Here is a 19,229-nt window from a genome sequence, read left to right as displayed (position 1 = left end):
CAGCTATGTTAAGTTCTCAACACACCCTAATAAAGTTGTAAGTTACAGCAGTTTGCTTTTTAAGTGAAGTACAAAATGCAGGACTCACGCATCAGATATAAAGAGTTTCTACCTCGTGCCCTTCGGGTACTCTTCGAGAACGCCTTCGGCGAACGCAGTCGCTCATGGGGGAAACCCCCTTGGCGCTAGTACAACACGGCGGAAATAAACCACCCATTCTAAATCAATGAAATGCTTACGCTGTATTCATTTTTAATTTTTAATTTTTAATTTTTAATTCCGCCTTGCGGTACTAGCCTCTCCCTTTGGGAGAAGACCTCGCTGTCTCACCTCCAGCAAGAACTGCCTCAAAACTAGTTCCCAATCTTAGTCATCAGGATAAAGATATAAGTTAATGTCAATTAAAACTGTGTTCAAGTTAACCACAATCAAGACTTAACAACATAAATTATAGATAGGATCAACTACTAGTCTTTTCCGCACAAGCTATGAGCCAAACTTTATTCCATCTTGCTTTTCCAGTTACTGATATTGCCCAAACAAAAGCATATTATGTAGATGGCTTGGGCTGTATTCCTGGTCGTGAAAATCGTCACGCCCTGATTCTCAATCTCTACGGTCATCAACTAGTGGCTCACGTCACCAAAGAACTCTTGACACCGCAACCCACTATCTATCCCAGACACTTTGGGCTAATTTTTACTCAAGAACGTGACTGGCAAGACTTACTAGAAAGAGCACAACAACAACAGCTACTTTTTCGCGAAGAAACCAAAAATCGCTTTGTTGGTTCTCCTCTTGAGCATCGCACTTTCTTTTTAGAAGATCCCTTTTATAACCTCATGGAGTTCAAGTATTATCGTCACCCAGAAGCGATTTTTGGAAGTTACGAACATACACAAATTGGGGATAGGACTTAAAAAATTAAAAATCAAGAAATATAAGCGTAACAAGCATCCTGGCTACTGATTGGATTTTTTCTTCAGCAAGGGTAGCTTAATACGCTCTACTAAAGCTGCTGTGACTACTGCTAAACTTCTGGAGTCTGTCAGCATCCAAGGGTGTAGAGCAACTGGTACTATTACTTCCTGTCCTACGGGCATTTGTGAACTATTCGCTGGGACAATCATCAAATCATAAGGTGTCCAGATAGACGTAAAATTTAGCTGCCCCAATATTACAGCATCAGAATTTAAATCCTTGAGAAAAATGCTGTCGGGGCGCATTTGTACGCAACCAGGACGCCGGGAACCATAAGCAACCACAGTTCCATTATGGGGCGAAGAGATTGTGATAAACCTCTGTATGCGGTTAATCCCTCCTAGTCGTTGGACATAGTAACGGCTGACAATTCCTCCCATGCTGAAGCCTATTAAATCTAGACGTTGTTCTGGTGCAAAGGTAGCTGTAACATAATCGGCTACCTGCTTTGCCAACTCATCAAGACCCACATCACCATTATTGGGAACTAGATCCAGACTATATACAGACCAACCTCGTTGTATGAGGTATGCCCTCATTTTATGGAAAACTGCCTCTGTGTCGTCAATCCCGTGTATCAACAAAACGGGATTGCGTTGTTGATTTTCAATGTTCATTTACAAAATCTGGCTGGATTAATGGTGTGTATCACTTTTGTAGGTAGATACTGCTCTACAAACTGAAACTATTGCTTTTCGGATTCTTTAAAAGATATTTTTGCAAAACCGAAATGCTTACCAAGATAGCTCGTATAAAATTTAACTAATTAGTCTCACCATCTGCCAACAGGCTATGACACTCCTCCCACTGGTTGAGAGTAAACTGCTTACTTTTCTCCAATCGGTAATTTTCAAACAAACAAATGTTAATTTTTATGAAGCCTGCTTTCAGAATCTTGCTCTTAGTTACAGTAAAATTTAATAATTAGTTCTCGGTGTATACAGGTTGCAAGTGCTTGCAATACAACATTTGCCCTGTAGTTTTACTACAATGTTAATTAAGCACAAGCCTATAAAAAGGGTTGTCACCGGAATGGGGTGGCGTAAAGCAGAAAATGTAACATTTTGTCGTAATACTTAACAATTACGGTCGGGTTCTAATCCAAATATAAAAGGTAAAAGGCAGGAGTAATTGTAATGGATTTTATCAAAAAGTTAATTTCGGGTATTCTGAGTTTTTTTAGCGGTATTCTGGGCTTCATTACTGGGCTGTTACCAGGGAAGAAGAAAAGCAACGGCTACTTCTTAGAATTGGACGAAGCCAAAGATGCTGCCAAAGATGCTGCTAAAGAGGTAGCATCGAACGCGAAGAAAGTAGCAGAGACAGTTGCATCGAATGCTAAGAAAGTAACGTCAACAATTTCATCAGAAGCACCAACTCCATCCAAGCCAGAATCATTGAACGGAACAAAAACCGCCGCGGCTAAAGGTAAGGGAAAATCAGCTAAAAATCCCAAACCAGCCGATGTTCAGCTAGTCCAGACTGCTGAAGGTCTTAAAGTTGAACCTGGCAAAAATGCAAAAGCCGCAGCAGCCAAAGTAATTAAAGAGCAGCCAACTGAAACAACCTTTGCGCCTAAATATCTTGCTCCTTCGGTTACTAGCTCTAATGGTCGTCGGCGTCCAGGTGCAAATATGAGTGTTTACCTAGACATGGCACGTCAGGTTAAAACCCCTGGTTAAATCACAGAGGCGCGAAATTTCGCGTCTCTTTCGTGTCTTTCTAGTAACGATCAATTAAGTGTGAATACGCAAAATTAAGACAAGTTTACCAGTTGTAGATAGGGGAACTCTCCAAAGTAGGAGCGATCGCTTAATTTTCTCCACTACAACTGCATCTTTTAGAGTCGAGGTTTCCTCATCTAAAACTACCCGTTCTACCCGACCTTTCTTGACGCTGAACTCAAAGACGATTTCACCACTGAAGCCTGAAGGAAAGTTTAGTTGTTGAAGGTGTTGGGTTAAGTCAGCAATTTCTGTGTCATCCAAGCCAGTAACGCCGATCACCTCTAACTGATGGCTGATGGCTGTGTCTAATATTTCATCTTGTTCCGTCTCCTCGAAATCAAGACTCAAAGATATCTCGACTTCTTTGCTTACTGGAGATTGTGGCGATCGCCTTTGCCGAAGAAAATCTGGAGCTTCTGCTGAAGCTGGCGCTGATAACTTTGAGAATTTCATTTGAGGCGCAAAACCACCAGCCGGAGCATTGCCAAACACTCCTTGGTAACTAACTGCTTCAGGCATTTCCACTGGCACCTGCATAGACAGATATTCACTTCCTGGTTCAACCCGCACGTCATCGCTGACAGCAACAAAAGCGGTGTATTGAGAAAGCAGTTGATAAGTTAAGGCTGTTTCTGTAACTGCTTCTACACCAGCTTTAGTTTCAAAGCTCACCATTTGATTCATCAAGTCTTTGATGCAAGCACGTCCCCATAACTGCGCTACAGCAAGATTTCCTGTTTCCTCAAATTTGAGGTTAAACGTTTTTTCATAGTGCTTACCGCCCGCAGCAATACCGGAAATTTGCAGATTACCGCTGACTCTATCCTGTTTTCGACCAAACAAAACTAATGGTTGTTCGCTGAATAAATCAGGTGCTATTGCTGGGTAAATGGCAGGCGATTCTGTCTCACCTTGCCAAGAAATTTGAATATTTGTGAGTACGGGGTTGTTAATTTGCCTGTAGAACTTTTCGGCAACTTCTTCCGTGGGTTCATCATGACGAATAATTTGGGATATTCCCCGGCCAATTTCGGCAATGCGATTCAGTAAAAAACGGTTAACTGAACTACCAGCACCAAAACTGTAAAGGCGATTTCCTGGTTGGAGGTGCTGTTGTACTTCTGCTAAAATCTCATTTTCGTTGCCGATATAGCCATCGGTTAAGAGTACAACACTGCGTAATCTTCCGATAGGTGTGGGGAAATTGATGGCTGTACGAATGCCACTGAGCATTTCTGTGCTGCCATCAGCTTGTAAATTGTTAATGTAAGCGATCGCTTGAGCACGATTTTCTGGTGTATTCGGCAGAGGTTTTTTTGATAACTGTCTGACTCTATCGGAAAAATCGATAATTGTGAAAGTATCGTTGGGATTTAACCCATTAATAAATCGCCGCATTAGTTCTTGACACTTCCATAACGGATCGCCAGATTGCGAACCAGAAGTATCCACCAAAAATACGACATCTTTGGGGACAATCTCATCAGTAGAATATTCCAAAGCTGGAATCAAATATATTGCAAAATGTCCACCGCGATCGTCAGCTTGAGTTAATACTGTGGATTGAGTTTCTTGGCCAGAAACTTGATAGCGGAGAATTAAATCTTTGTTGGGAATTGTATCTTCTCCCGCTAATTGAATCCGTACAATTTTACCTGAGTGTTCAATTGCTAATTGATGGGAAGGAGAACGCACTTGATAAATTGGTAAACCTGCATCAATTTCTACTGTGACATTAATATTGTGACGCGATGTCTGCGACAGGCTACGCCTACGCGTTCCTTCTAAGACTACAGGTGGTGTAATGCGAGAAGCATCAGGAACTTGGTCTGTGTCACCGCTACCATCTATCGGCGTTCCTGGAATATATCTTGGCCCCACCACCATCGGGAAAACAAATTCGTAGTTTCCCGCCTCAAATTTTAAACTTTCGGTGTAACGAATTGTGACATCAATTTGTTCACCAGGTTTAATGTTAGCCAGAGATTGGGTAAAGATGTTATCTCGTTCCTGTTCTAGAAGTCCGGCGGTGCGTCCTTCTTGTTTGGCTTTTTCGTAGATAGCTACAGCTTCTTCACGTTTTTTAATATTACCTTTGATGATGCGTACACCGGAGGGGTTGCCGAAGGCATCGCCTATTTTGATTTCCATGTCATCCACCGCCGCCTCATCGGGTAATGGAAAGATATAGACTGCTTCTAAAGGCTGCTTAAAGGGATTCTCAAAGCTTTGAATGACCTCAACTCGTGACAAGTTACCTGCAATTTTTGCTATAACTTCCGTATGCTTGAGCGGAAAAACTAGCTGCTCTCCTTGATGGGATTGGACGTACAAACCCCCTAAATGTTGGTTTTTATCGCTTACTGTATTCATAGATTTGATATAGCACTCCTATTTGATTTGTGGTTTATTTCTTAAGGTAGGTAATAGGTAACTTAATTACGAATTACGAATTATTTAACAAACACCAGTCCACTATATAAATGAAAAGCTGAGTCCCAATTAGTCTGTTCCCTACGCAACAAATGAATGTGAGACTTGATATGCCCCAGCATTTCTGTTTGGTCTAATATTGTATCTGCAAAGGACGTAAAATCTGACCAAATTTTGACTTGAGGTAGTTGCTGGTCAATCCAACTCGATAAACTATTCCAATTAATTCTGATTGTATTTTGGCTAGCTTGGGTAATGATTTCTAAACCTTGCTGAAATTCATACCCGTTATCATAAATTCGGAGAATGCAACGTCTACCAGGTAGGTGTAGATCACAAAACTGAGCATAGTCTTGTGTTTGAGTTTTCCATTCCAGTTTACGGTAGGCATCAACATCTACAACTTGTTCAAAAATGGGCAATAGTCCCACTACTTTTGCTGTGACTTCTGACCAGTCAAAGGTGAGAGAACCAAGTTGATTTGTATCATTACAGCAAACAATAGTAGCTTTTGGGGTAGATTCTTGGAAATATTTGACTTGATAAACTTGAATTTGCTGAATTTGAGCTATTGTTGCCCAAAAGCAAGGAATGCCAGCTTGCTGTAGCTGTTTGCCGTAAAATTTTAGTTCTCCCACTTGGCCAGTGCGGTATAACCTCCAACCACGACTTGGTAGTATTAGTCGTGCAGTGTATGGGTCTAGCTGCATAATCTGGGCGAATTTTCGAGATGCTTCTGTTTTCATCTCGTTACTGAGTGGCTCTAAAATTAGTACACCAAGTTGAATGTCACTTGCTTGGACTGTTGCTTGAGAAATGGCTCTTTGTCTTTCTTCTTGCTCAATTTCTTGCAGCCGTCGCAAACCTTGACGTGCTAGCGTCACTATCTTGGTATTGGTCGTATCTCGCAGCAGTTGCCGATAAATTTTTTCTGCATCTTGGCGCTTTTCAGATACTTCATGTAGCCGACCGAGATAATATTGTACCCAAGGATTTTCGGGCGATTCTTTTTGCAGCTGTTTGAGTAATTTAGCAGCTGTTTGATAGTTTTTATGCTCAAAGGCGATCGCAACTTGCTCAATCATCACTTTAAATAGAAAGTGGAATGATGTCTCGCGCAAAATTAATTTTGCGTGAGCTATAAATCATTTATACTTCACAACTTGCGGTAATCAAGGTTAATGCTACTACTGGAGCTGTAACTGCTCTCAAGATACGGCGACCAAGGGAAACAGGTTGAAATCCAGCTACGATCGCATTCTCAACTTCTTGTGTTGTCCATCCTCCCTCTGGGCCAGTGGCAATGACAATCTCGTCAGAGATGCTACTCAGCACTTTGTTTAAATGGGGATACTCTCCACGAGCCTCACAAATGTAACGGTGATTTGTTTGATTAGCAGTGACAGCAGTGCTAAAAGCAACAGGCTCTAAAATTGTCGGCACAAAGGAGCGCTCTGATTGCTCGGCGGCTTCCGCAGCAATGCGCCGCCAGCGTTCGAGCTTTTGAGGACTAGGATGAAGCAAAGTGCGATCGCTCAGTACTGGTGCAATACAAGTTACTCCCAACTCTGTACAACACCGCACTACTTCATCAAATCCATTGCCTTTGGGCAAAGCCACCATCAGCGTAATCGATACAGGTAATTCAGTTTCTACCAAAAGCGCTTCTAAAACCTGTGCTTGTTCTCCTGCTAGCTGCGCCAACCACCATTTTCCTTGACCATCCATTGCAATAAAGCGATCGCTTTCACGCAAGCGCAACACACGCCCCAAATAATGTTGCTGTTCTTTTGTAAGTAAAATTTGCCCTTGTTGGAATTGGGAGGGTGCGATCGCAATTCTTTGCAGTTGAGACATGGGATTTGGGAATTTCAAGAAGATCAAATCAAAGATGGACACAGATAAGTCCATCTGTGTCCATTCATGGTTTAATTACTTATTCGGCTTACGAAAGATTCTGGAAGTAAACCTCTAGCGCTTCAGTCACTAACTGAGTCATCGGTTTACCTTGGCTTTCTGCAACTTCCTTCAACTTGCTATAAACCTCTTCTTTCAAATTTACCCGATGGCGTGATTTGCTTGCACCATTAGATGTTTGGGGTTCGTAGGTGGCAGCAAATTCGCGGATGGCATCAAAACCAACGCGATCGCAAAAATCACCAAAGCTTTCCTTCGATTTCCGAGATTTTTTAAAGTAAACAAAAATTGGCTCTAGAAAGCTATCTAAATCATTATGGTGCAGCTTTTCTATGTAAGGTTGCGCCAGTCTAGTCTGATTTGGCGAACCCCCTAACCATAATTGGTAAGATTCTGGAGCGCTACCGACAAACCCCAATTCTGCCAAGTAGGGACGAGCGCAACCGTTGGGGCATCCTGTCATCCTTACCACAAAATGCTCATTTTGTAAACCAAGTTTATCCAAAAGGGCGCGAACCTGCTCCAAAATACCTGGTATTGCGCGTTCTGATTCCGTGATTGCCAAGCCGCAAGTAGGCAAAGCCGGACAAGCCATTGCATACCGCACTAAAGGTTCGATTTTACTAGGGTCGTCTCCGACACCGTAACGGCTGAGAATATCTTGAATAGCTTGCTTGCTATCTGGTTCGATATCGTAAAAAATCAGGTTTTGGTTGGGTGTCAAACGGATGGGCAAGTTGAACTGCTCGACAATTTCCCGCAAGGCAGTTTTCAGTTGAAACGAACCTTCATCCTTGACTCGACCATTGTCAATGGAAATTCCTAAAAATAGCTTGCCATCACCTTGTTCATTCCAGCCGAGGAAGTCGTGATATTTAAACTCTGGCAGTGGTTTGAAAGCTTCAACTGCTTTACCAAAATATTCTTCGACTTGGGCACGGAATTTATCTACACCCCAATCGTTGATTAGATATTTTAATCTGGCATGACGACGGTCGGTGCGATCGCCATAATCTCTCTGGGTAGCAACAATCGCTTTCACTATGTCGTAAACGTCATCTTTCGCCACATAACCGATGGGGTCTGCTAACCTAGCGAAAGTTTCTTCTTTACCGTGGGTTCTACCTAAACCACCACCAGCAAAAATATTAAATCCTTCTAATTGCTTCTTTTTATTGGTAATCACTACCAACGTCAGGTCTTGAGAATACAAATCAATCGAATTATCCCCTGGCACTGTCACGCAAATTTTAAACTTGCGAGGCATATAGTACGTGCCATAAATCGGTTCTTCGTTGTCATGAATAATTGTGCCATTGCCATTGCGCTGTCGGGCTGCCTTCACCTCTGGGTCTTCTTCAGCACTAATTGCTTTTTCGCCATCTAACCAAATTTCGTAATAAGCGCCTGTCTGTGCTGTCAGCAAGTCAGCAATATTCTGGGCATAGTCCCAAGCATACTGATACTCTGGGCGATTCTTAAAAGGGGCTGGTGGTGCCATCACGTTGCGGTTGATGTCGCCGCAAGCTCCCAAAGTCGAACCCAGGTTCTTGACAATCGTGGCAATTGCTGACTTAAGATTTTTCTTTAAAATACCGTGTAGTTGGAAACCTTGACGCGTAGTTGCTCGTAACGTGTGGTTGCCATACTCATCAGCTATTTTATCTAAAGCCAGATACAGCTGCGGCGGTACTAAACCACCCGGATTTTTTGTCCGCAGCATAAACTGGTAATCTTTTTCCTGTCCCTTGGTGCGGTTGTCGCGGTTATCCTGCTGGTAAGAACCGTGAAACTTCAAAAGCTGCACCGCATTTTCGGTAAAATGGGTAGTATCTTGAAGGATCTCAGTTGCTACAGGTTCACGCAAAAAATTACTATTTTCCTTGATTCCTTCTACTTTGGAAGGCTTACGGCTAGCGATGGGGGAAGGAGCAGATTTAACCATTAGACTTGTATAGTATTCTCAATAAAGCATTAGTAGACGCCGAATCAGCACCCTTCGGCTACTTGATCCCCGGTAATCCGGCCGGAATAATGAGGAATATTTTAATTTTACCACGGCAAAAGCTGGCTTTGTCAGTGATGTAATACTTAACAAAACCAGCTTTTTGGAGTGGTAAGTTTTGTTAGCGATAGCGGGGCGTTTAGCCCGTGCTGAGTCCTGAGTACTAAGTAAAGTATAAACTGACTGAGGACTCAATAATCTTTTATTTGAAGCGATAACCAATACCACCATTGATGCTAACAGCAGAAGCATCGCTATTTTGGTAAGCACCAAGTCCGACTTTGGCATTAGTGTAGACGAGGAAGTTGTTAGCAACTTCCGATTCAACACCAGCACCTACCACAACTGAATCTCTGTTACCTATAGGAGTTGGTGAGCCATCTTTCTCTACAAAAGAATAACCACCAGTTAAATAGGCGTTAGTTTTATTAGCGATAGGCACATCCACAGAAAGTTCTGGGATGATGGCACTTGTTTTATCACTCCAGAGGACATTACCGCGTGCAGAAAATGGCGTAGTTCCTAATTTCACGCGACCTGTAACGTTACCACCAAATGTGGCATCATCGTTGATGCCTTGTCCGCCACTGGTAACGCCAGCTGCAACACCAGCACCAACATAACTAGCATCAGTACCCTTTTTGGTTTCAGCAGAAGCTTGACCAGCTGATAAAACCAGAGGAGCAACTATTAAGGAAGAAAATGCAGAAATTGTCATGAAATACTTGAATAAGCGCTTCATAATTTTTACCAAACTTTGTATTTTTTACTTGTATATTCCAGGTCGAAAATCGCGTGATAATGTTCCAAATGTTTCCCACTTTTTCTTAAATGACTGTTGTTATTGATGCATCAAACTTACAGGCTAACTATCCCTTATATTTATAAATAAGCTGTTATAATTACATTTCAATATTTTTTCATTCTGGTTGTTTATTCTAAGATAGACGCTTTCTAAACTGGCACAAGATTTGGAACTAAAACTGAGTCAGAATACGCTAAATAAAATATCTATTAAAAAAAATTTTCCGAGCCTTTCACATAGGATGAAACAGTAGGCTGTAGCATCTGTTGCAACAAGCTATAGAGGGAATCTATAAAGTTAATTTTGAGCAATTCTCGTGGAGATTGAATAATGCTAACCGCTGCAAAAACGTTGTCTGGTTTGATGGGTTTATGTGTCGGTGATGCGTTGGGTGTGCCGGTGGAGTTTACTAGCCGTGCTGAACGAGTGAAATCTCCAGTGACAACGATGTTGGGTTATGGCACATGGAATCAACCACCAGGAACTTGGTCAGATGATAGTTCGTTAAGCTTTTGCTTGGCAGAATGCCTTTGTCGGGGGTATTCGTTGGACGCTATAGCCAATTCCTTCTGGCGCTGGTACAAAGAGGCTTACTGGACTCCCCGTGGCGATGTCTTTGATATTGGTCAAACTACTCATACAGCAATTATGCGCCTGAAACAGGGAGTTGTTCCCCATCAGGCGGGTGGTAAGGTTGAAAATAGTAATGGCAATGGTTCTTTAATGAGAATCTTGCCGATGGCTTATTGTCACAGAAGCTTCACTTTAGGCGAATTGCTGGCGCGGGTGCATGATGTTTCGGCGATTACCCATGCTCATGCGCGATCGCAAATGGCCTGCGGCATTTATATTAGTATTGCAGTGGCGCTCTTGGAAGGGGCTGACCTCCAAACAGCTTATTTACAAGGATTGCAAGATATCCAAACAATTTATTCTGTGAGGGAATTTTTGTTAGAGAAGCCGCATTTTGGCAGAGTTTTTAGTGGTGAGATTGCCAAGTTACCTGTGGAAGAGATTAATTCTGGTGGCTATGTGATTGATACTTTAGAATCGTCCCTGTGGTGTTTATTAAATAGCTCGTCTTATTCTGAGGCGGTACTAAAAGCTGTCAACTTAGGCGGAGATACAGATACTACTGCCGCCGTCACCGGTGGGCTAGCAGGAATTTATTACGGGGTAGAAAATATTCCCAGACAATGGATGAACCAAATTGCCCGTAGACAAGACATTATCTACTTAGCAGAGCGTTTTGCAAGGGCTGTTTACAGCTAGTTTGGAACTATAAATTATACCAAGCATTTGATAAGGGACTTTTCGCAAGTAAAATCAGTTGTAGAAAAGTTTCATGCTGGTTGAACAATGCTAACCGCTGCAAAAACATTGTCTGGTTTGATGGGTTTATGTGTTGGTGATGCGTTGGGCGTGCCAGTGGAGTTCACCAGCCGCGCTGAACGAGTAAAATCTCCAGTCATATCGATGCTGGGTTATGGAACTTGGGATGTTCCTGCTGGTACGTGGTCAGATGATAGTTCGCTGACCTTTTGCTTGGCAGAATGTCTTTGTGAGGGATTTTCGCTGGATGCAATTGCTAATTCCTTCTGGCGCTGGTATCACGAAAGTTACTGGACTGCTCAAGGCGAAGTATTTGATATCGGTAACACCACATTTTTAGCAATTGCGAACTGGAAACAAGGAACTCCACCCCTGAAAGCAGGTGGTACTAGTGAAAATAGTAATGGCAATGGTTCGTTGATGAGAATCTTGCCGATGGCTTATTGTCACAAAAGTTTATCTCTGGATGAATTGATTGCACGAGTACATCAAGTTTCTTCCATTACCCACGCTCATCTCCGTTCTCAAATGGCCTGTGGCATTTATATCAGTATTGCAGTGGCGCTCTTGGAAGGGGCTGACCCCCAAACAGCTTATCTACAAGGATTGCAAGATATCCAAACAATTTATTCTGCCCAAGAATTTTTGTTAGAGAAGCCGTATTTTGACAGAATTTTCACTGGTGAGATTGCCAAATTACCAGTGGAAGAGATTAATTCTGGTGGCTATGTGATTGATACCTTGGAGTCATCCCTGTGGTGTTTGTTAAATAGTTCATCTTATTCTGAGGCGGTATTGAAAGCTGTTAACTTAGGCGGAGATACAGATACTACTGCTGCCGTCATCGGTGGGTTAGCGGGAATTTACTACGGCGTGGAAAATATTCCTCAACAATGGATGAACCAAATTGCTCGTAGACAGGACATTATCTATTTGGCAGAACGTTTTGCAAGGGCTGTTTACGCTTAGAGTTAGTTTTTGAGAGTAAAGAGTGAGAAGTTATGAAAATCCTAACTCCTCACTTTTTACTTTTAACTTGCTGAGAAATCCACTGTAAGTAGGCTTGAGAACCTACAACAATTGGTAAAGCAATAATTTCTGGCACTTCATTAGGAGTGAAGTTCCTTAATTTTGGCCTCCAATGCAGGAAATTGCGCCAAATCAGTTTTAATCAGTAATTGCCATTCTTGCTCTTTATGCAGTTCCCCTTGCCAGGTGTAAATTGAGTGGATTGGTAACAGACTCACACAAGCAGCAAGTTTAGCCTCCACAAGGGCATTTGCAATTGCTTCTGCCTCCCGCATGTTGCCAGCTGTCACCAATACCACACCATAGCCAGCAGGTGTCTCCATGACCTTTAAACCGTCATAGATAAGGAATAAACCTGACCATCAATCAGCAGCCGTGTGATGCCCTTAGCTTGCAAATGAGTACGAGCCTTATGGAGCATTTTACTATCAGGAACTTTAATCACGCGATCGCGCTTGGTAGAAAAGCGCTTGGCGACGCGATGATTATCAAACACCGGCAGAGTTCTTTGCTGGGTTTCCAGGCTGGGAATTTGTCCCAAATCACCAAAGTCCTTCAGAGGTCGGGTAATTAATTCCGAGGAACGGTCAATTACCAAATAACAAGTTTTCGGCAAATTGGCTATCGACAGAGGTAAAACTTGAACTGATGCTTCACCTGGTCTTCTTTTTGTGACTAAAGGTCTTTCGTCATCCAGGTCATCGTCATCAAAGTCTTCTTCCTCAAAGTCGTCATCCTCTAAATCATCATCTTCTAAATCATCCAAATCCTCCGATTCGTCTAGCAAATCTTCGCCCAGCATGTGCGCGATGACAGCCGCTCCTGGATGTTCATTCTTTAGCGGTGGGATGGGAATGCTGACTATTTCCGGCGGCTTTTGCTCTGGAGTTTCTAATTTCTCTGGGACTCGGAGCTTCGGTTTTTCCGCCGCCGAGGGGCGTCGCCGCACTCGTCTACTAGCGGCGATTGACTCTGCTGTTTCCTCTGAGAAAAGTTCCTGCTCTACATGAATTACCCGACGTGGCAGTGGCTCAACCTTTGGCACTTCCACAGGGTGGCTCTCGATGGGTGGAACTTCTACCTCCGGCTCTGGTTGAGTCAGCAGAGGTAACTGCTCGTAGCTTACCTGCGCCCTACCCTCAGGAGTTCTCGCAGCCCGCTTTAAAGAGACTAAGTATTCATACTCATCTTCTGGCAAAGTGCTTTTGAGCAGACGACTAATTGTCGAATTACTCACACCATAGCGGTCTGCCAAAGTTGAGGTTGTTTCGGCAGTCTCTCGATATAACTTAAGAATTTCTTGCTTGTCAGAGTCTGTTAGTTTTCTCACGGTAGATACCAAAAATCCTTACTAAGCTCGTTTCCGTCCGCTGGTACGCCGCGTTCGTCTTAGTGATGCGTCATATTCTAAGACAGCGCCCATGCCAAATAACACCCCACTAAACACCCAAAAAACTTCTAATATCTCTCCACTTTGATAATTGGGGCCTTGGGCGTATTTAAACCACATATCTGCAATGTAGAGCGAAAAGGCCGCCGCTGCAATCATTCGCCAAGACTGGGAAACTCTTCCTCCCCAAAAGGCTAGTAGCAGGGTGGTAGCAATAATTAACAAAACCACATCGCTAACTACGTAAAACCAATTCAAAATAGCGACTAGCAGTTCTGAGGGTGTTTCCTGTTGCATAGAAATCCACCATGCCAACAAACTACCGAACACTGCAATTGCTAACACAATCAGCCACTGCCATTTTTCCAGATTGATTCGCCTGGAAGCCACAGCTAAAATCATGCCTGCGCCAAGTAATACATAACTAAGTACAAAAAATATATCACCTACAGACACATCTGGTTCATCTTTTAAAATTATTTCGGTATAGCCGAAAATTATCCCCCCAACGAAATAGGAAAGCATACCTAACCCAATTAAGAGCCAAACATTCCGGCCACTGACGATTTGCGGACTAAGCCAGTTCCTCAAGCATAAGATACTGGCACCCAAATAAGCTAAAGCTTCAAAAATATTTGTGCCAATCACATACCACTCGGCTCGGCTTTCTATGCCATTTGCTCCGGGAACTTTGGCACTAAACAACAAAAAGTATAGCAGTGCCAGGACGGCCCAGCCAATATTAGCTAAGACAATGTTCTGAGTGGTGAAAATTGATTTAGAAAGGAACGAATTCTCGTAAGAGTTATTCATAGGGCTTGACTATGTAGATGCACTCTGGCAGTATTTTGAGTTAAAGGACTGTATATCTAGCAGTGTATCTGCCAGGTAATGCACAATCGGACACCAAAAGCAAGTGCCAGTGGCAGGAATTTTGTTAAATAATTTCCATGCTACTGCCATAGTTTACCCAGTGACGATTGATTTAGCCAATTGATAAACAGCGATCGCTCGGCTTCTGGCATATCTTCTAGCTTATAAATCACTTGTTTGGTAAAATTAGCATTGCCAAAATAGGCTTTTCCTAATCGATGCAGTTCTTGTAACAGGATAACTACATGATTTTCTTGCCAATCAGGTATTTTAGCTGTCGGCAAAGGATTAGTAGATACCAAATATTTAACCGCTTCTAGGGATGATGCTTGGGGAAATTGTTTCTGCTTGAACACCTCCGCAATATCTTTTTCAAATAATGCAGCTTGCCTAGCACCTAAAAACTCTTCAATGTCGATAGAAACACCCTGCAACAGCAAAATACCGGCTTGGATTAAAATTGCCGTTTTGCCATGACCACCTGTGTCACTATCTAGTTGCTCTAAACGGATTTTACCCCAAACACTAAAGCGTTCGGGTTCTTCCAGCAAAACACAGGCTTTACCTCGGTTATCCGTTAATTCTCTCCATAAGCCTCTAGCTTCTTCTTCTTGACTAGCTTTGAAAACACTAATCAAGCGGAAAGTCTGCCCTTGATAACTGAGGATCGGCACCTGCTGATCCTTTTTTGGGTGCTGAATGCTTGATATTTCAACATCCTGCCGTTTGAGAATAAACATGGCACTAGCAAATAACTCCTCACAGGGGCACTCTTAATATGGAATATATAATGGCATTTGGCAGTATCGCCAAGGCTGAAATTACCTAGCGTACTGTGAAAATGGGCCTAGCGATCGCCAGATCCTTCCCGAAGGTAGCCGCCCAGAGGGCGGTGGCGTTAACAGGCAAATAACCCCTTGACAACTCAATATATCTAAACCAATACCCCATCTGTTTTGTTTTCGGTGTAGATTGCACTAACTAGCGACTAGCATCTTAGCCTTGCTAGTGGTAAATCTGCAATTTTCGATTGCTTCTTGGTAGGTGAAGACGATATAATAGTTTAGATGACTCCCTTGGGAGCCATAGTTTTGTTTTGGGCGCGTAGCTCAGTGGATAGAGCAATTGCCTTCTAAGCAATCGGTCGCAGGTTCGAACCCTGCCGCGCTCGTTTTAACTCAATATGAACCCTCAAGCACCGTGAAGTGATACGATCGTTTCCTTGCTTGAGGGTTCGTTTTGCTGCATCATACTAAGAACAAAGGCGATATTGCTGCGACAAAAGCGATGGCTGATCTAACCATTAAAGGTTATTTAGTCCTCACGCCACTTGTTTGTGAACATTTACCTTTCGATTTTGTTGCTTACAAAGACGATAAATTTTACAAAATACAAGCTAAATACGCGGGAGATAACAGGGTAGTAAATAAAACTATTTGGGTAGATAAAAATGGGACTCATCAGAAGAAGTACAAAGTAAATGACTTTGACTTTTATGCTGTTTATCTGCCTGACATAGATAAAGTTGTTTATCCATCAATTAACTTTAAGGGTTGCTACATAACTACCCAGATACCTAATTCAGCTACACCGTTTTACTGGTGGGAGGATTTTACAGACTTTACTGAAGCAGCGTCTAAGCGAACCTACAAGGAGTTTGGCGTTGATTTAACAAGTAGAAAAATTAACCCAGACTCTAGAATTCATACCAGGAAAGTTGAAAGGCCATCGAAAGAAGAACTAGAAAAACTAGTTTGGGAAAAGCCAACTGCACAAATTGGGAGAGATTTTGGCGTGTCTGATAAAGCTGTAGAGAAGTGGTGTAAGTCTTATGGGATAGAAAAGCCACCCAGAGGGTATTGGGTTAAGAAAGCTTATGAAAAAACTGAAACTTAATGCTTCTGTTGTGTTTATATTCATCTAAAAAGCCCGTGACGAGGATTGAACTCGTGACCTCACCCTTACCAAGGGTGTGCTCTACCACTGAGCCACACGGGCGAAATACAATTACGATTTTTCAGCTAGAAGTTAAAATGCTGGGAGTTTTGATGCTTACCCAGTCATTATAACTTATAACTTCGTAAGTGGTGGGCCGGGCTGGATTTGAACCAGCGTAGGCGCTAGCCAACGGATTTACAGTCCGTCTCCATTAACCACTCGGACACCGACCCGATTTGTCTCACGATTTAAAATCTTAGCACCATGTTTTATAAATTGCAAGTGATTAGAAAAAATAACTTGCAGGTAGAGATCGCAACAAAACTGCGTCTCTACCATCTGTATAAAAAATACTGGTTACATGCTCATCTCCAGCATTCGTTGCATTGGTCGCAGTGCAGCCAGCCGAATATCCTCTGACATGGTAATTTCGGGAGTGCGATTTTTCATTGCCCAGTAGAGCTTTTCTAGGGTGTTTAACCGCATAAACGGACATTCGTTACAAGCACAGTTATTCATCGGCGGTGCAGGAATAAAATGCTTGTCAGGAGCTAATTTTTGCATTTGATGAATGATTCCCGGCTCCGTAGCAACGATAAATTCTTTGGTAGGGCTACTTTGGCAATACTTGAGTAAAGCGGCTGTGGAGCCAATAAAGCTGGCGTGGCGCAATACACTACTTTCACATTCTGGGTGTGCGATCGCCTCTGCTTCGGGATGGGCAATTTTTAACTGGACAATTTTCTTTTCTGAGAAGGTTTCATGGACAACACAGCTACCTTGCCATAGCACCAAATCTCGTCCCGTCTGTTCCATGACATACCGCCCCAAATTCCGATCTGGGGCAAAAATAATCGGCTGTTCTTTCGGTATCTGCTGCACGATTTTCACAGCGTTGGAGCTAGTACAAATAATATCGCTCATCGCCTTGATATCAGCAGAACAGTTGATGTAAGACACTACCAAATGATCTGGATGCGCTGCTTTAAAAGCTGCGAATTCGTCTGCTGGACAACTATCTGCTAAAGAACAACCAGCATTCAAATCTGGTAAAAGTACTAATTTATCGGGATTAAGTATCTTTGCTGTTTCTGCCATGAAGTGAACACCAGCAAAGACGATCGCATCCGCATTGGTTTTTTCGGCGGCTCTTGCTAGTTGTAATGAATCCCCAATAAAGTCTGCAATATCCTGAATATCTGGCTCTTGATAATAATGCGCCAGGATAACGGCGTTGAGTTCTTTTTTGAGACTCTGAATCGCGGCAAACAAATCTAGTGGTAGTTCACCCAGTTGGGTGTTTTCTCGTTGAGCTAGTGCAGTGGTAAACACAGTTTAGGGGTGCTTTATGTTGCAAATGTATGTCCTGTGGATTCAATTATAGTAGTTTTTACCAAAAATAGTGGACGGTTGATATTTTGGGGTTGTGTCCAAATCGGGCTGAGTTTCATATCCTGGAGATAGACGGCAAGGAAAGTGGCATGACCAGTCAGAAAACTCAATCGATAACCCTCAAAATTGCTGTAATTGGAGATGTTCACGACCAATGGGAAGTGGAAGATGGTATTGCACTCAAGCATCTGGGTGTTGACTTAGCGCTGTTTGTCGGGGATTTTGGCAATGAATCGGTGGAAGTGGTCAGAGCGATCGCCTCTCTCGATATTCCCAAAGCAGCCGTGATGGGCAACCACGATGCCTGGTACACCGCCACCGAATGGGGACGCAAAAAGGCTCCTTATGACCGCTCTAAGGAAGACTGGGTACAGGAACAACTCGATTTATTAGGTTCGTCCCATGTCGGTTATGGTAAGTTGGATTTTCCCGCTTGGAATTTAACTGTAGTGGGGGGCCGTCCCTTTACCTGGGGTGGCCCGGAGTGGAAATTCGCGGAAATCTGTAAAGAACGTTACGGTGTGACGAGTTTGGAAGAATCCGCCGATCGCATCTTCAAAGCTGTTAAAAGCGCCGCTTACGAGACAATTATATTTTTGGGTCACAATGGGCCTAGTGGGTTAGGCGATCGCCCCGAAGACCCCTGCGGCAAAGACTGGCATCCAATTGGCGGCGACTTTGGCGATCCAGATTTGGGCGAGGCGATTTCTCAAGCCTTGACTGCTGGTAAAACCATTCCTCTGGTGACATTTGGTCACATGCACCGAGATTTACGCCATACCAAGAAGGTGCAACGCAAACCTATCTTTAGAAGTCCAGAGGGGACAATTTACTTAAATGCGGCTAGTGTCCCCAGGATTGTGGAAAATGACAGCGAGAAGTTGCGTAACTTTTCCATTGTCACCCTAGAGGCGGGTGTGGTTTCGCAAGTTTCCCTAGTTTGGGTGGGGAATGACTTTCAGGTGGCTAAGGGGGAAATTTTGTATGAGCGATCGCGTATTGTGTCGTAGACATTCGCATCCAGTAGTGCAATCTGCGTAAATAATAGGGTATAGTATTATCTGTCAAGTTTAGTGCTAACCAACAAAAGCGCCTAAATAGCGTCTGAAACTAGGATAAACACAAGTTTGACAGATTTACTGGAGAGGTGGCAGAGTGGTCGATTGCGTCCGACTTGAAATCGGATGAGGCTAAAACCTCCGGGAGTTCGAATCTCCCCCTCTCCGTTGGAAGTTAAAAGTAAATTATTCTTTACTCAGTAATATGTGAATTATTGATTGCACAGTAAACATACTGAGCAATATTCTGCTAAATTATCAGCTAGTTGGTAATTGTCCCCTAATTGGACTTTTCAGAAGTAACTGGCTCAGAATAGAAACATTTGCAGAACACTTGTACTATTATAGC

Annotated in this window: 17 protein-coding genes, 4 tRNA genes and 1 pseudogene; 8 read left to right on the top strand and 14 right to left on the bottom strand. The window is 43.0% G+C overall.

The window, feature by feature from the left end; translation table 11 throughout:
- Positions 1-488: 488 nt before the first annotated feature.
- Positions 489-920, top strand: a complete 432-nt coding sequence (locus RM347_RS00300) for a VOC family protein (RefSeq protein WP_322722064.1) — start codon at positions 489-491, stop codon at positions 918-920.
- Between the two features lie 42 nt (positions 921-962).
- On the opposite strand, the gene RM347_RS00295 is transcribed toward RM347_RS00300, so the two are convergent.
- Positions 963-1,598 carry an esterase/lipase family protein gene (locus tag RM347_RS00295; protein WP_322722063.1) on the bottom strand — a complete coding sequence of 212 codons (636 nt, stop codon included), beginning with the start codon at positions 1,596-1,598 and terminating at the stop codon, positions 963-965.
- A 519-nt stretch (positions 1,599-2,117) separates the two neighbouring features.
- Here RM347_RS00295 and RM347_RS00290 point away from each other — a divergent pair.
- Positions 2,118-2,663, top strand: coding sequence for a hypothetical protein (locus RM347_RS00290; protein WP_322722062.1), 546 nt, complete (start codon positions 2,118-2,120; stop codon positions 2,661-2,663).
- A gap of 54 nt (positions 2,664-2,717) precedes the next feature.
- On the opposite strand, the gene RM347_RS00285 is transcribed toward RM347_RS00290, so the two are convergent.
- The 5 genes from RM347_RS00285 to RM347_RS00265 form a co-directional block, all read right to left on the bottom strand.
- Positions 2,718-5,081, bottom strand: a complete 2,364-nt coding sequence (locus tag RM347_RS00285; RefSeq protein WP_322722061.1) for an after-VIT domain-containing protein — start codon at positions 5,079-5,081, stop codon at positions 2,718-2,720.
- Between the two features lie 80 nt (positions 5,082-5,161).
- The gene (locus RM347_RS00280) at positions 5,162-6,226 is read right to left on the bottom strand and encodes a tetratricopeptide repeat protein (protein WP_322722060.1); all 1,065 of its coding nucleotides are present in this window, start codon (positions 6,224-6,226) and stop codon (positions 5,162-5,164) included.
- Positions 6,227-6,290: 64 nt separating this feature from the next.
- Positions 6,291-6,998, bottom strand: coding sequence for a 16S rRNA (uracil(1498)-N(3))-methyltransferase (locus tag RM347_RS00275; RefSeq protein ID WP_322722059.1), 708 nt, complete (start codon positions 6,996-6,998; stop codon positions 6,291-6,293).
- An 88-nt stretch (positions 6,999-7,086) separates the two neighbouring features.
- Positions 7,087-9,003 (bottom strand): sulfite reductase, ferredoxin dependent, encoded by a 1,917-nt coding sequence (sir, locus tag RM347_RS00270; RefSeq protein ID WP_322722058.1) that lies wholly within the window; start codon positions 9,001-9,003, stop codon positions 7,087-7,089.
- A 262-nt stretch (positions 9,004-9,265) separates the two neighbouring features.
- The gene (locus RM347_RS00265) at positions 9,266-9,805 is read right to left on the bottom strand and encodes a hypothetical protein (protein WP_322722057.1); all 540 of its coding nucleotides are present in this window, start codon (positions 9,803-9,805) and stop codon (positions 9,266-9,268) included.
- Between the two features lie 393 nt (positions 9,806-10,198).
- Between RM347_RS00265 and RM347_RS00260 the strand changes: the two genes are divergently transcribed.
- Both RM347_RS00260 and RM347_RS00255 read left to right on the top strand, forming a co-directional pair.
- Positions 10,199-11,140 (top strand): ADP-ribosylglycohydrolase family protein, encoded by a 942-nt coding sequence (locus RM347_RS00260; RefSeq protein ID WP_322722056.1) that lies wholly within the window; start codon positions 10,199-10,201, stop codon positions 11,138-11,140.
- Between the two features lie 87 nt (positions 11,141-11,227).
- Positions 11,228-12,169, top strand: coding sequence for an ADP-ribosylglycohydrolase family protein (locus RM347_RS00255; RefSeq protein WP_322722055.1), 942 nt, complete (start codon positions 11,228-11,230; stop codon positions 12,167-12,169).
- Positions 12,170-12,218: 49 nt separating this feature from the next.
- Here RM347_RS00255 and cutA read toward each other — a convergent pair.
- The 4 genes and pseudogenes from cutA to RM347_RS00235 form a co-directional block, all read right to left on the bottom strand.
- Positions 12,219-12,552: pseudogene (gene cutA, locus RM347_RS00250) on the bottom strand (divalent-cation tolerance protein CutA).
- Between the two features lie 5 nt (positions 12,553-12,557).
- On the bottom strand, positions 12,558-13,559 hold the full coding sequence (locus RM347_RS00245) for a transposase (protein ID WP_322722054.1): 1,002 nt from the start codon (positions 13,557-13,559) through the stop codon (positions 12,558-12,560).
- Positions 13,560-13,580: 21 nt separating this feature from the next.
- Complete coding sequence (locus RM347_RS00240) at positions 13,581-14,432, bottom strand: hypothetical protein (RefSeq protein WP_322722053.1); 852 nt, start codon at positions 14,430-14,432, stop codon at positions 13,581-13,583.
- Between the two features lie 140 nt (positions 14,433-14,572).
- Positions 14,573-15,232, bottom strand: a complete 660-nt coding sequence (locus RM347_RS00235) for an Npun_F0813 family protein (RefSeq protein ID WP_322722052.1) — start codon at positions 15,230-15,232, stop codon at positions 14,573-14,575.
- A 358-nt stretch (positions 15,233-15,590) separates the two neighbouring features.
- Here RM347_RS00235 and RM347_RS00230 point away from each other — a divergent pair.
- Positions 15,591-15,663: transfer RNA gene (locus RM347_RS00230), tRNA-Arg, on the top strand.
- A 116-nt stretch (positions 15,664-15,779) separates the two neighbouring features.
- Complete coding sequence (locus tag RM347_RS00225; RefSeq protein ID WP_322722051.1) at positions 15,780-16,388, top strand: group I intron-associated PD-(D/E)XK endonuclease; 609 nt, start codon at positions 15,780-15,782, stop codon at positions 16,386-16,388.
- Between the two features lie 30 nt (positions 16,389-16,418).
- On the opposite strand, the gene RM347_RS00220 is transcribed toward RM347_RS00225, so the two are convergent.
- The 4 genes from RM347_RS00220 to RM347_RS00205 all read right to left on the bottom strand — a co-directional run bounded on the left by RM347_RS00220 (position 16,419) and on the right by RM347_RS00205 (position 17,932).
- Positions 16,419-16,490, bottom strand: a tRNA-Thr gene (locus RM347_RS00220).
- A gap of 87 nt (positions 16,491-16,577) precedes the next feature.
- Positions 16,578-16,663: transfer RNA gene (locus tag RM347_RS00215), tRNA-Tyr, on the bottom strand.
- 124 nt (positions 16,664-16,787) lie between these two features.
- Complete coding sequence (gene nadA / locus RM347_RS00210) at positions 16,788-17,762, bottom strand: quinolinate synthase NadA (protein WP_322722050.1); 975 nt, start codon at positions 17,760-17,762, stop codon at positions 16,788-16,790.
- A gap of 14 nt (positions 17,763-17,776) precedes the next feature.
- Positions 17,777-17,932, bottom strand: a complete 156-nt coding sequence (locus RM347_RS00205) for a hypothetical protein (protein WP_163937771.1) — start codon at positions 17,930-17,932, stop codon at positions 17,777-17,779.
- Between RM347_RS00205 and RM347_RS00200 the strand changes: the two genes are divergently transcribed.
- Together RM347_RS00200 and RM347_RS00195 are read left to right on the top strand one after the other, a co-directional pair.
- Positions 17,912-18,832, top strand: a complete 921-nt coding sequence (locus tag RM347_RS00200) for a TIGR04168 family protein (RefSeq protein ID WP_322722049.1) — start codon at positions 17,912-17,914, stop codon at positions 18,830-18,832. The two genes, RM347_RS00205 and RM347_RS00200, sit on opposite strands and share 21 nt — an antisense overlap.
- A 131-nt stretch (positions 18,833-18,963) precedes the next feature.
- Positions 18,964-19,048: transfer RNA gene (locus RM347_RS00195), tRNA-Ser, on the top strand.
- Positions 19,049-19,229: the final 181 nt, after the last annotated feature.

Source organism: Nostoc sp. ChiQUE02, from assembly GCF_034531305.2.
Classification (GTDB): domain Bacteria; phylum Cyanobacteriota; class Cyanobacteriia; order Cyanobacteriales; family Nostocaceae; genus Nostoc.
The sequence above is the reverse complement of the archived record's forward strand: the minus strand, read 5'-3'. Positions and strand labels throughout refer to the sequence as shown.